Raw genomic sequence first — 13,083 nt, 5'->3', positions numbered from 1 at the left:
ATTCCCTACCTTTGTATGTATGCCAAACATAAACATCATATCCTGGTTTGATAAAAACACCGTTAAACATTTGCGGTTGCCTTTTTCTTATCATTTGATGCCTGTTTTTCTTTTTGCATTAAGTCAAAGCGATACCTATAGTTTAAAAAACACAATCATTGCATTTATTATTCTACACGTTTTTATTTATCCTTCCAGTAATGGTTATAACAGTTATCAGGATAAAGATGAAACGAGTATCGGAGGATTAAAACATCCGCCCAAAGTAACCGAAAATTTATTTTATGCAACTTTGTTATTGGATGGCCTAGGCGTTTTGTTTGCATTATCCGTCTCGATAAACTTTTCTGTCTTGGTTCTATTATATGTATTGATATCACGTGCCTACAGCTATCGGAAGTTGCGATTGAAAAAATATGCGGTAATTGGTTTTTTAACGGTTTTTCTTTTTCAAGGAGCCTTTACGTATTTAATGGTGTCGTCAGCTGTCACCGAATTCTCATTCGAAAACTATTTTACACTCAATAACGTAATTTGTATGGCTGTTGCCAGTTTGTTTATTGGAAGTGTTTATCCGCTCACACAAATTTACCAGCACGATGCAGATAAAAAAGATGGCGTAACAACCATCAGTTATAAGTTGGGATATTTGGGAACCTTTGTGTTTTCATCCCTGATGTTCGGACTTGCAACGGGTTTGCTCTTTTATTATTTCGATAAAAAAGAACAACTCACCGCTTTATTTTTGTTTTTGACATTGATGTTGCCGGTGGTGTTGCGTTTGCTTTTTTGGTTTAACAAGGTGAGAAAAGATGCTACGCATGCCAATTTTGAAAACACGATGAGTATGAATCTGATGGCTTCTACCTGCATGAATATTTATTTCATAGCATTACTATTGAATCAGAATTTTCATTGGTTTTAGTCAGATGGGAACAAGTAGGCTTAACAACGAAAGAATAAGGAAGTAGTCGGCTCCGCACAAATCGACAGAAAGGAAAAGATGAGTAAAATTATATCCATAGGAACAGCAGTACCGCAGCATCGCACAGCACAACCAGCGATATTGGAATTTATGCAAGCAGCATACGGGAATGAAGTGACGTCACGAAAACTCAATGTATTGTTTAATAACAGTGGCATTAGTGCTCGTTATTCAGTACTCCCTGATTTTGATAAAACAAATCAGCAACATATCTTTTTTAATGGAACACCATCAACAGCAAATGTTGAAAATAGGCTGAGTGTTTTTAAAGAAAGAGCCATTCCGCTGGCACTTGCAGCCGTGAAGGATGCATTTACAAAATTAGATACAACTGTTGAAACGTTTGGAGTCACCCACCTTATTACTGTTTCTTGTACCGGCCTCTATGCACCCGGATTGGATGCTGTGCTGATGGAAGAATTAAATTTACCCAACGATATTTTTCATACCGGTGTAAATTTCTTAGGCTGTAATGCCGCTTTTCATGCCCTGAAAATTGCTGATTTAATTTTGAAATCGGATGCCCAAGCAAAAGTACTTATTGTGAGTGTAGAATTGTGTACGTTGCATTTTCAACCGAAAAACAATCACGATAATTTATTATCGAACACCATTTTTGGTGATGGTGCAGCAGCAGTTGTGCTCACTTCTGCAGATGATGTGAACCGAGGATTAAACATAACCGGTTTTTATTCATTGCTTTTAAATAAAGGAAAAGACTTGATGGGTTGGAACATCACTCCCGTAAATTTTGAAATGATTTTGGATGCTAAAATTCCGGAGATAATTGGTGATGAGGTGAATGCAATTGTGCTGAATGCAACAAAAAAATTAAACATACAACCGGATTCAATTTCCAAATGGGCAATTCATCCCGGAGGAAAGAGAATTGTAGATGTCATTAAAGATAAATTGCAATTATCAGATTCGGACACAAATGCATCGTATAAAATTTTGGACGAATTCGGTAACATGTCGTCTCCCACCATTCTCTTTGTCTTAAACGAACTTTTAAAAGAAATGAAAACCGGTGAAACGATTTTCTCAATTGGCTTTGGCCCCGGATTAAGTATCGAAACCGCTTTCTTCGCTTATGAGTAAATTTTCTCATCGCTCTTACGAACTTGAATTATTGGATGCTCCCAACATCCCGAAAGAATTGCTATTTAAAAATCTTCGCGAATTAGATGTTGTGAATCGTTTGTTGGGCGGACATGCAATTACACTTTCCGGAATCAAAAAATTGGTAAAGGATAAAAACAAAACATATCGTATTGTTGATATTGGTTGTGGAGGTGGAGATGCAATGAAGAAAATTGCAGAATGGGCAAAAAAAAATCAGCATAAAGTTGAATTGATTGGTGTAGATATGAATGCAGATGCCATTCGATTTATGGAAACGGAATGCAACGCCTTTCCTGAGATTACCGGAGTTGTGAGCGATTACCGCGAATATCTAAAATCAAATACAACCATTGATATTGTTCATTGCTCCTTGTTTTGTCATCACTTAAAAGATGAGGAATTGGTAGAACTATTTCAATACATGAATCAATACGCCAAAGCTGGATTTATCATCAACGATTTACAACGTCATTGGTTTGCTTATTACAGTATCAAATTTTTAACACGCTTGTTGAATGGTTCCACCTTGGTAAAAAACGATGCGCCATTATCCGTATTGAGAGGCTTTAGAAAAGAAGAGTTGAATCAATTGTTGATTAAGGCGGAGGTTGTTGGTTGTAGTATAAAATGGAAATGGGCGTTCCGGTATTTAGTTCTAAATAGAAAATCTTAGTGTAACTTAATGTTCTTAGTGTCTTAGTGGTAAAAATGCAAATCACCAACTCAAATAAAGTATCTATTATCGGTGGCGGTCTGGCAGGCTTAACACTTGCTATTCAACTGGCCGATGCCGGTTATTCTTGTGTATTATTCGAAAAAAACAAATATCCTTTTCATAAAGTTTGCGGTGAATACATTTCCATGGAATCGTGGGGTTTTTTGGAACGATTGGGATTGAATTTAACGGAATTGAATCTACCAAAAATAACGCAATTACACGTTTCCTCTCCTTCCGGAAAATTATTAAAACATCAATTAGATTTAGGAGGCTTTGGAATCAGTAGATATTTGTTGGATTCTAAATTGGCTGAAATTGCAAAAGCCAAAGGCGTTCTTCTGTTAGATGATTGTAGAGTAAATGATGTAAAATTTGAAAACGAAAAATTTACAATCGACTCCACAAAAGGAAGTTTTATTTCAGATATCTGTGTTGGTGCTTGGGGCAAAAAAAGCAACCTCGACACCAAACTCAGTCGGGAATTTACAAAAGAAGAAAAGTCGGGAAAGAATTACGTAGGCATTAAATACCATATCAACATTGACTTCCCAAACGATTTAATTGAACTACACAATTTTGAAAACGGCTATTGTGGTCTTTCTAAGATCGAAGGAAGTCGTTATTGCTTGTGTTATTTAACCGATTCTGAAAATTTGAAAAAGCACAATGGGGATATCAAAAGCATGGAGGAAGCTGTGCTGTTTAAAAATCCATTCTTAAAGGGATACTTTTCTAAATCAAAATTTTTATTTGAAGAACCTTTGGCTATTTCGCAAATTAAAATTGGGTATAAAAATGCAGTTGAAAATCACATTTTAATGCTAGGCGATACTGCCGGAAACATTGCTCCCTTAAGTGGAAATGGTATGAGTATGGCCATGCGGAGCTCGTTTTATATGAATCAATTGTTAGTGGACTATTTTAATAAAAAAAGTACACGTGCTGAATTGGAAAAAAACTATCAGCACTTCTGGAAAAAACAGTTTAAAAACAGAGTTGTCTTTTCTGAATTTTTACAAAAGCTTTTGAAAAACACCACCATGACAAATTTCGCGATATCTGTTTTAAAAACATTTCCGTTTCTAAGAAACATGGTTGTGAAATCGACTCACGGAAAACCATTCTAAAATCTAACCGCTGGACATGCTTAAAAGGCTCAGAGAGCGCTAAGAAAAAAAATGTTATTTTTACACTATGAATTTAGACTTATCAGGAAAAACAGCGATGGTGTGCGGAAGTACACAAGGTATAGGAAAAGCGTCTGCAATGGAATTGGCATTGTTAGGTGCAAATATTGTGTTGGTTGCTCGTAATGAGGAATCCTTAAAAACAGCAATGAAAGATTTAGATGTTTCGAAAGGGCAAAAACATAATTTCTTAGTGGCGGACTTTCAACAATCGAATCAGTTAAAAGAGAAATTGGAAAGTTATGTTGCTACCAATGGAGCGATTCATATTTTGGTAAACAATACAGGTGGTCCTCCAAGCGGACTTATCCAAAATGCAAAGGTGGACGAGTTTTTACAAGCGTTCAACAATCATTTGGTGTGTAATCATATTTTAGTACAGGCATTATTGGGTGGAATGAAAGAAGCAAAATATGGTCGTGTCATCAACATCATCAGTACCTCGGTAAAAATTCCATTGAAAAATTTAGGTGTTTCAAATACCATCCGTGCCGCTGTTGCGAATTGGAGCAAGACCTTAGCCAATGAAGTAGCATCTTACGGAATCACTGTAAATAATGTACTTCCAGGCGCAACACTTACCGGACGACTAAGTGCAATTATTGAAAACAAATCAAAAAATACAGGAGAGTCGTTAAACGAAATCAAAAACGAAATGGAAAGTGAAATTCCATTGGGGCGTTTTGCCGAACCTTCTGAAGTGGCAAACGCTGTTGCATTTTTAGCTTCACCAGCTGCTTCTTATATCACTGGGATAAATGTTCCGGTGGATGGCGGAAGAACGGGGAGTTTGTAATGATTGAATCTTGAAAAGAGCCTTTAAAAATACTATTCTACTCATTTTGTTTCTGGTGGAGACATCTCTTCATGCTGAAGGAAACAAAACCGATTCTCTGTTGAAGGTATTAAAATCTGTAAAGGAAGATACCAACAAAGTAAATGTTTTAAATGAATTAAGTTTTGAGTGTTATTATTCTGGCGACTATGATAAAGAAATGGTGTACGCCCAAGAAGCACATACACTTGCAAAAAAGCTTGGTTGGCAAAAAGGGATTGCAAAATCCTTAAACAGTCTTTCAAATGCATTTGGCGATCAAGGGAACTATGAATCAGCCTTAAAAATGGCATTAAATGCCCTTAAAATGAATCAAGACCTAAATGATAAAAAAGGTGTTGCTTCTTCTTACCATAATATTGGAATCCTGTATCACCAACAAGGTGATTTTCCTGCCGCACTAAAAAATTATTTGAGTGGATTAAAGTTGAGAAAGGAGTTGGGCGATAAAAAAGGTGTTTCGGCAGGATATAATAATATTGGACTTGTTTTTTATTACCAGGGAAATTTTCCTGAAGCGTTAAAGAATTTTTTTAGTGCCCTCAAAATCCATGAAGAACTTGGAAATAAACGTGGGATGGCAGATGCATACAATAATATTGCTGCAGTTTATTCTGAACAGAAAAATTATACGGAATCCCTGAAAAATAATTTTTTATCATTGAAATTGACTTTAGAACTGGACGATAAACATGGAATCGCAAATTCATATAATAATATCGGGAATGTTTATTCTGATCAATTGAATTATGTTGCGGCATTAAAAAACTACACACTTGCATTAAAATTAGTTTATGAAATGGGCGATAAGAAGGGAATCGCTACTGCATATAGTAATATCGGGAATATTTATTTGTATCAGAAGAAATATGCTGAAGCGAATGAGAATAATTTAAAAGGTTTAAGTATCCGAAAAGAAATTGGTGATATTCAAGGAATGGCTGTTTCATATAATAACCTTGGCGAAATTAATTTCGACACGAAAAAATTTGGAGAATCAAAAAAGTATTTTGAACAAGGGTTAACAACGTCAAAAAAAATAGGAGACATGGCAAGCCTTAAACTCAGTTACAATGGTTTGTCAAGAGTAGACAGTGCGCAGGGAAATTGGCAAGCAGCATATCAAAATTATAAACTGTTTGTGGAATTTAGAGACAGTTTGTATAACGAGGAAAATACAAGAAAATCTGTTCAGCAGCAAATGCAGTATGATTTTGATAAAAAACAAACTGCGGATAGTTTGATTGTTGCAGATGAACGAAAATTAAACCAGGTTAAATTTAAACAAGAACGAACTCAACGTTTTGCATTATACAGCGGTTTAATTTTGGTGATTGTTTTTGCCGTATTTATTTTTAATAGATTTAAGGTAACACAAAAACAAAAAAAGGTCATTGAACTCAAAGAGCAAGAAACGCAATTGCAAAAGCAGATGATTGAGGAAAAACAAAAAGAAATCCTGGATAGTATTCGTTATGCTAAGCGTATACAGCAAAGTTTATTGCCTACAGAAAAGTATATCGATAAAAAAATGAAAGAGCTGAAAAAATAGCGGTATTATTTTTCACTTTCATATCCATGATCCACTTTCAAGTGTCCGCCCAAAGCAGCTTCCACAGCTAATTCATCACAACGGTTATTTTCAACGTTAGATGCATGTCCTTTTACCCACACAAATTTCACAATGTGTTTCCTGTAGATTTTTAAAAAGCGTTTCCATAAATCAGGATTCTTTTTGTCTTTGAAATTTTTTTTCTCCCAACCAAATACCCATTTTAATTCAACAGAGTCCACCACATATTTTGAATCGGAATATACTGTAACGGAAGTCCCATCCTTTTTTAAGGATTCTAAAGCAACAATTACACTTAGCAATTCCATGCGGTTGTTAGTCGTTAATTTAAATCCTTCCGAAATTTCTTTACGATGAGTGCCGGCAATCATCACAACTCCGTATCCACCCGGACCAGGATTCCCGCGAGAAGCACCATCTGTATATATTTTTATCATATTACTTGTGCATGATTAATCCTGCATGTGTTGTAAACAACTTCACAGCAATGGCCAATAGAATAATTCCAAATACTTTTCTCAAAATATTAATACCGCCCGGGCCCAATAACCTTTCCAGTCTGTATGTGTTTCGCAGTACGATGTAAACAAAGATTAAATTTATAATGATTGCTACTAAAATATTTTCAATGTAATATTCCGCACGAAGTGAAAGCAAGGTGGTTAATGTTCCTGTGCCGGCAATTAATGGAAATGCAATGGGAACGATAGATGCCGTTGCAGCAGTATCATCTTTGTAAAATTTTACACCGAGAATCATTTCCAAGGCTAAAAAGAAAATGATAAACGAGCCTGCAATGGCGAACGAACTTACATCAATTCCAATCAGATTTAATATTTGTTCACCAACAAACATAAACACAATCATGATGATGCCTGAAACGACCGTTACCTTTTCGGATTGTATTTTCCCTACTTTGCCTTGTAAGTCGAGTAAAACAGGAAGTGAACCAATTACGTCAATTACAGCAAATAAAATCATGCTGAGTGTTGCTATTTGTTTAAAGTCGAAGTGCATAGTTAAGTTAGTTAAGATTAACAGTTAATTGGGTTAAATTAGGTTGTGCCTAAAGTAACTTATTTAACCTATTTTACTAGTAATAAATTTTCAATTGTTTTCGGGAAATGCTCGTATTCAAGTTCATGAATTTTTTTTGCTAAATCTTCAGCACAATCATATTCTTGTATATCACATTTGTGTTGTGAAATTATTTTTCCTTCATCGTACTGTTCGTTTACAAAGTGAATGGAGATGCCGCTTTCTTTTTCTTTCGCAGCAATCACTGCTTCATGCACATGCATTCCGTACATTCCTTTTCCACCGAATTTTGGTAAAAGCGAAGGATGAATATTTACAATTTTATTTGGAAAGGCGACAATCAAATTTTTTGGAATCATCCATAAAAATCCAGCCAATACAATTAAATCAATGTTTGTCTTTTTTAAAAAATCAACCACTTCGTTTGTTTCAAAAAACGAATGTTTATCAATCAATAAAGTAGGGATGTTATTATTCGTTGCACGATTCAAAACATTAGCAGTGGATTTGTTGGAAACCACCAATGCAATTTTTACATCTTTGGAAGATTTGAAATAATCAATAATTGTTTGTGCATTGGTTCCTTCGCCCGAAGCAAAAATGGCTACATTTTTAATCATGCTACAAAAGTACTATTTTTACAAAAAGCAGATTTAAAATGGAAAAAACATATCCTTATATACGTTATACAAGGGAATCCTACCCTGAACCGGAAATGATAGCAAAGAGCAAAGCTTTTTATCAATGGATGGATCAGCGTAGAACCGTGCGTGATTTTTCTAGTCAACCGATTCCGAAAGAAGTTCTTGAAAACCTTATTTTAACCGCATCTACTGCGCCTTCAGGGGCACACAAACAACCTTGGACATTTTGTGTGGTTACGAACCCGGATTTAAAAAAACAAATTCGTTTGGCGGCAGAAAAGGAAGAATACGAAAGTTATCATGGTCGAATGACGGATGAATGGTTGGATGATTTGGCACCTTTGGGAACAAATTGGGAAAAACCATTTTTGGAAACAGCTCCTGCACTCATAATTGTGTTCAAAAGAGTGTATGAAATAGAGAATGAGCAGAAAAAAAATAATTATTATGTAACCGAATCTGTTGGACTTGCAGCTGGTTTTTTGTTAACCGCCATTCATCATGCCGGGCTTGTAGCCCTTACCCACACGCCAAGTCCGATGAATTTTTTATGTAAATTACTCGACAGACCTGAAAATGAGCGCCCTTTTTTGCTCATTCCGGTCGGATACCTCGCAAATAACACGCAAGTGCCTGATTTAAAGCGAAAAACATTAGAACAAATGCATGTTTTTTATGAATAATTCGTATATTTTTTTGTAATTATGCATATAACTATATCTTTGCACCCAAAATTAACCCAAAAACATTTAAAAAAATGTCAGACATTGCAACAAAAGTAAAAGCTATCATCGTTGATAAATTAGGTGTAGACGAAAAAGAAGTAACACCAACAGCAAGCTTTACAAATGATTTAGGAGCAGATTCATTGGATACTGTGGAATTAATCATGGAATTTGAAAAAGAATTCAACATCGCTATCCCTGATGATCAAGCTGAAAAGATTGGTACTGTGGGTGATGCAATTGCTTACATTGAAGCAAACGCAAAATAATTCTCCCAAAAGATTTATTTAATGAAGATTAGACGAGTAGTAGTAACAGGACTTGGCGCAATCACTCCAATCGGTAATAATGTTTCAGATTTCTGGAACAATTTGCTGAAGGGTGTGAGCGGTGCTGCTCCTATTACTCGTTTTGATGCTTCAAAATTCAAAACTCAATTTGCTTGCGAAGTAAAAGGATTTAATCCTGAAGATTACCTCGACCGTAAGGAAGCTCGCAAAATCGACCCGTTTTCTCAATATGGATTGTGTTCCGCTATTCAGGCTGTTAAAGATGCCGGATTAGATGGAGAAAATGCATTTGATAAAGATAGAGCTGGTGTGATTTGGGGTTCTGGTATCGGAGGGTTACAAACTTTTCAAGACGAATGTTTTGGGTATGCAAAAGGAGATGGAACACCGCGTTTCAATCCTTTCTTCATTCCTAAAATGATCGCAGATATTTGTTCCGGACACATCTCTATCCGCTTTGGAATGCGTGGTCCGAACTTTACTACCGTTTCTGCTTGCGCTTCTTCTACCAATGCACTTATTGATGCTGCAACCTATATTAAGTTAGGGAAAGCAGATATTATTGTCACCGGTGGTTCCGAAGCAGCAGTATGTGAAGCAGGTATTGGCGGATTTAATGCCATGCACGCACTTTCTACCAGAAACGATTCTCCGGAAACAGCTTCTCGTCCGTTTGATGTAGACCGTGATGGTTTTGTATTAGGCGAAGGTGCAGGGTGTTTAATTCTGGAAGAATTAGAACATGCTTTAAAACGTGGGGCTAAAATTTATGCCGAAGTTGTAGGTGGTGGAATGACTGCCGATGCAAACCACATTACTGCGCCTCATCCGGAAGGATTGGGAGCATTGAATGTAATGCGCAATGCACTTCAAGATGCAGAAATGAAACCCGAAGACATTGACTATGTAAATGTTCACGGAACATCTACACCATTAGGTGATGTTGCTGAAACAAAAGCAATACTTGGTGTATTTGGTGAACATGCATATAAATTAAACATCAGCTCTACAAAATCAATGACCGGACATTTATTAGGTGCTGCCGGATCCATTGAGGCTATTGCTTGTGTATTGGCTTGTCAAAACGATATTGTTCCTCCAACCATTAATCACTTTAATGATGATCCTGCGTTGGATAATAAATTGAATCTGACGTTTAACACCGCTCAAAAGCGTGTTGTGCGTGCTGCTCTTAGTAACACCTTCGGATTCGGTGGACACAATGCTTCCGTAATTGTTAAGAAATACACAGCTTAATTCTCTCTTGCCAAAATTTACAAAATCAATTAGGGTTTATTTTTCTCCCGACAAAAAATTACATGAATCCCTTCATAATATTTTGGGTTTTTATCCAACCAATATTACGTTATATAAATTAGCATTCAGACATAGCTCCGCAGCGCAAGTAATTAAAAAGGGAGTTAGAGATAGTAACGAACGACTTGAATTCCTTGGTGATTCGGTTATTGGGACAGTCGTAGCAGATTATTTGTTTAAAAAATTTCCGTTTAAAGACGAAGGATTTTTAACAAAGATGAGGTCAAAAATGGTGAGCCGACAACAACACAATCAACTCGCCATGAAGTTGGGGTTGAATAAATTTTTGGAAGTAAATAACGATCGTCAGAATAATAAGTCGAGTTCCATCAATGGCGATGCCTATGAAGCCTTAATTGGAGCGATATATCTGGATAAAGGATATACGTTTGCACAAAAGTTTATTCTTACCCGAATCGTAAACGTGCACATCGATATGGATGAAGTGGAAACGAAGGAAGTTGACTTTAAGAGTAAATTGATTGAATGGGCGCAAAAAGAGAAAAAAGAATTTCGCTTTGAAACAGTTGTTGATGGGGCATCTTCTGATGATAAACAATATTGCATTCAATTGGTGATTGATTCGGAGGCAATTGGAAAAGCACAACATTTTTCTAAAAAGCGAGCAGAACAACTGGTTTCAGAACATGCATGTACTGTTTTAGGAATTTGATGACGTAAAAATAATTCTGATTTACAGGAATTCTTCAATTAGATTCATAAATTTACAATAGTTTTAAAAAAACGTTTTGGGAAAATATACTCTTGAAATAGAATATGATTACGATTTTGTGTTGATTGGTATTTCATCACATGAGAAAGATTATCGCATTTGTTGGGCACTCAACAATCAGTTGGGTTTAAATTTAACTAAAACAGATGCGTTGGAGATAAAAGATAAAAAACAAGATGAGCCATCCCACTTTTCGCTGTTCAGTTTTGAGCAACCGGATGAATTTGTTGAATATTTTATCATTGCCAACAGAAGCGAAAAAGGATTACTTATTCCAGAACAAAAACAAGTGGATTATTTTTTTATCATCCGTGGTGAAATAGACGATGAAAAAGTAATGGACATGGTCAAACAAATTAAAGAAAGCAATTTGGTGCAAACCGCTTTCAGAGTGGATGTAAATGCACTCAAATCAAAACAGAATTTAATATTATAATCAATAGCATAACTTATGAAAAGAACAAAAATTGTTGCAACACTTGGGCCTGCATCTTCATCTGCTGAAGTGATTGAGGGAATGATTAATGCAGGAGCTGATGTTTGTCGAATTAATTTTTCGCATGGCGCATACGATAAAGTATTGGAACAGATTGAAACCATTCGAGCAATCAACAAAAAATTAGGAAAGCACACAGCAATTCTTGCCGATTTGCAAGGCCCGAAATTGCGTATCGGTGTGGTTGAAAACAATGGCGTTGAATTGGTTGCCGGGAAAGAGGTAATTATTACAACCATTGAATGCATTGGTACTGCTGAAAAATTATACATCACGTATCCTCAGTTTCCAAAGGACGTGAAAGTGGGAGAAAACATTTTGATCGATGATGGGAAACTCTTGTTGACTGTTGTTTCAACGAATGGAAAAGATGAAGTGAAAGCGGTAGTTGGACATGGTGGAACACTATCATCTAAAAAAGGAGTGAATCTTCCAAACACAAAAATTTCATTGCCTTGCTTAACCGAAAAAGATTTAAAAGATTTAGATTTTGCATTGACACATAAAGTGGATTGGGTTGGATTATCCTTTGTCCGTTCGGCAGCCGATATCATTGAATTAAAACATTTGATTCAAAATTTTGATCACAACGTAAGAACACGTGTTGTCGCAAAAATTGAAAAACCGGAAGCTATTTTTGATATTGATAATATCATTAAAGAAACGGATGCATTGATGGTAGCTCGCGGTGATTTGGGTGTTGAAGTTCCGATGCAAGAGGTTCCCGTAATTCAAAAAATGTTGGTTCGTAAATGTTTGGAAGCTTCCAAACCGGTTATTATTGCTACTCAAATGATGGAGAGCATGATTACCAACATCAGCCCTTCGCGTGCTGAGGTAAACGATGTGGCGAATAGTGTTATGGATGGTGCTGATGCAGTTATGTTAAGTGGCGAAACCTCTGTTGGAAATCATCCTGCGAAAGTAGTAGAGGCCATGGCGAAAATTATTGAACATGTTGAAAAAGAGTCACACATTTATGATAGAGATTTTGAAGCACCCGAAGTAGATTTGCGTGACGATCGTTTCTTAACAAACTCCATCTGTTTTACTGCCGCTAAAATGGCACAACGCACGGGTGCTGCCGCCATTGTTACGATGACACATTCTGGATATACTGCATTTAAATTATCCAGTAACCGACCGAAAGCAAAAATATTTGTCTTTACCGATAACTACGATATTCTTACAACATTAAGTTTGGTGTGGGGAGTACAAGGTTTCTACTACGATAAAAACATCAGTACCGATCATACCATTGCCGATATCAAATTTATTTTGAAGAAAAGCGGAATGGTGAAAACAAATGATTTGGTAATCAATATCGCAAGTATTCCATTGAGCGAAAAAGGGAAATCAAATATGATTAAGTTGAGTGCGGTAGAATAGGTAAGGATAGCGAACGGAAGCGAAACTA

Annotated in this window: 15 protein-coding genes; 12 read left to right on the top strand and 3 right to left on the bottom strand. The window is 36.2% G+C overall.

Annotated features, from left to right (window positions below):
* The first annotated feature begins 19 nt into the window (after positions 1 to 19).
* The 6 genes from IPP64_17545 (at position 20) to IPP64_17520 (ending at position 6,402) form a co-directional block, all read left to right on the top strand.
* Positions 20 to 925, top strand: a complete 906-nt coding sequence (locus IPP64_17545) for a UbiA prenyltransferase family protein (GenBank protein MBL0331167.1) — start codon at positions 20 to 22, stop codon at positions 923 to 925.
* Positions 926 to 1,003: 78 nt separating this feature from the next.
* Positions 1,004 to 2,086 carry a type III polyketide synthase gene (locus IPP64_17540; GenBank protein MBL0331166.1) on the top strand — a complete coding sequence of 361 codons (1,083 nt, stop codon included), beginning with the start codon at positions 1,004 to 1,006 and terminating at the stop codon, positions 2,084 to 2,086.
* Positions 2,079 to 2,783, top strand: coding sequence for a methyltransferase domain-containing protein (locus tag IPP64_17535; GenBank protein ID MBL0331165.1), 705 nt, complete (start codon positions 2,079 to 2,081; stop codon positions 2,781 to 2,783). The genes IPP64_17540 and IPP64_17535 overlap by 8 nt, the downstream gene beginning before the upstream one ends.
* Before the next feature lie 35 nt (positions 2,784 to 2,818).
* Positions 2,819 to 3,955 (top strand): NAD(P)/FAD-dependent oxidoreductase, encoded by a 1,137-nt coding sequence (locus IPP64_17530; GenBank protein MBL0331164.1) that lies wholly within the window; start codon positions 2,819 to 2,821, stop codon positions 3,953 to 3,955.
* A 67-nt stretch (positions 3,956 to 4,022) separates the two neighbouring features.
* Positions 4,023 to 4,811 carry an SDR family oxidoreductase gene (locus IPP64_17525; protein MBL0331163.1) on the top strand — a complete coding sequence of 263 codons (789 nt, stop codon included), beginning with the start codon at positions 4,023 to 4,025 and terminating at the stop codon, positions 4,809 to 4,811.
* A gap of 10 nt (positions 4,812 to 4,821) precedes the next feature.
* Positions 4,822 to 6,402 (top strand): tetratricopeptide repeat protein, encoded by a 1,581-nt coding sequence (locus IPP64_17520; GenBank protein ID MBL0331162.1) that lies wholly within the window; start codon positions 4,822 to 4,824, stop codon positions 6,400 to 6,402.
* 5 nt (positions 6,403 to 6,407) lie between these two features.
* Here the strand turns inward: IPP64_17520 and rnhA are convergent, their stop codons facing one another.
* The 3 genes from rnhA to purN form a co-directional block, all read right to left on the bottom strand.
* Positions 6,408 to 6,860 (bottom strand): ribonuclease HI, encoded by a 453-nt coding sequence (gene rnhA / locus IPP64_17515; GenBank protein ID MBL0331161.1) that lies wholly within the window; start codon positions 6,858 to 6,860, stop codon positions 6,408 to 6,410.
* A gap of 1 nt (position 6,861) precedes the next feature.
* On the bottom strand, positions 6,862 to 7,440 hold the full coding sequence (locus tag IPP64_17510) for a MarC family protein (protein MBL0331160.1): 579 nt from the start codon (positions 7,438 to 7,440) through the stop codon (positions 6,862 to 6,864).
* Between the two features lie 68 nt (positions 7,441 to 7,508).
* Positions 7,509 to 8,081: a phosphoribosylglycinamide formyltransferase gene (purN, locus tag IPP64_17505; GenBank protein ID MBL0331159.1), complete on the bottom strand. Its 573-nt coding sequence runs from the start codon at positions 8,079 to 8,081 to the stop codon at positions 7,509 to 7,511.
* A gap of 38 nt (positions 8,082 to 8,119) precedes the next feature.
* On the opposite strand from purN, the gene IPP64_17500 reads away from it, so the two are divergent.
* The 6 genes from IPP64_17500 to pyk all read left to right on the top strand — a co-directional run bounded on the left by IPP64_17500 (position 8,120) and on the right by pyk (position 13,055).
* A complete protein-coding gene (locus IPP64_17500) occupies positions 8,120 to 8,788 on the top strand; it encodes a nitroreductase family protein (GenBank protein ID MBL0331158.1) in 669 nt (222 codons plus the stop codon).
* Between the two features lie 74 nt (positions 8,789 to 8,862).
* Positions 8,863 to 9,099, top strand: a complete 237-nt coding sequence (locus tag IPP64_17495) for an acyl carrier protein (protein ID MBL0331157.1) — start codon at positions 8,863 to 8,865, stop codon at positions 9,097 to 9,099.
* A 21-nt stretch (positions 9,100 to 9,120) separates the two neighbouring features.
* Positions 9,121 to 10,377, top strand: coding sequence for a beta-ketoacyl-ACP synthase II (gene fabF, locus IPP64_17490; GenBank protein ID MBL0331156.1), 1,257 nt, complete (start codon positions 9,121 to 9,123; stop codon positions 10,375 to 10,377).
* Between the two features lie 28 nt (positions 10,378 to 10,405).
* A complete protein-coding gene (gene rnc, locus IPP64_17485; protein ID MBL0331155.1) occupies positions 10,406 to 11,110 on the top strand; it encodes a ribonuclease III in 705 nt (234 codons plus the stop codon).
* 76 nt (positions 11,111 to 11,186) lie between these two features.
* Positions 11,187 to 11,606: an IPExxxVDY family protein gene (locus IPP64_17480; protein ID MBL0331154.1), complete on the top strand. Its 420-nt coding sequence runs from the start codon at positions 11,187 to 11,189 to the stop codon at positions 11,604 to 11,606.
* Positions 11,607 to 11,621: 15 nt separating this feature from the next.
* Positions 11,622 to 13,055: a pyruvate kinase gene (gene pyk / locus IPP64_17475; protein ID MBL0331153.1), complete on the top strand. Its 1,434-nt coding sequence runs from the start codon at positions 11,622 to 11,624 to the stop codon at positions 13,053 to 13,055.
* The last annotated feature ends 28 nt before the right edge of the window (positions 13,056 to 13,083 follow it).

The organism is Bacteroidota bacterium (assembly GCA_016722565.1).
Classification (GTDB): Bacteria; Bacteroidota; Bacteroidia; order 2-12-FULL-35-15; family 2-12-FULL-35-15; genus 2-12-FULL-35-15.
Note: the sequence above shows the minus strand (reverse complement) of the source record. Positions and strands in the feature narration are given on the sequence as shown.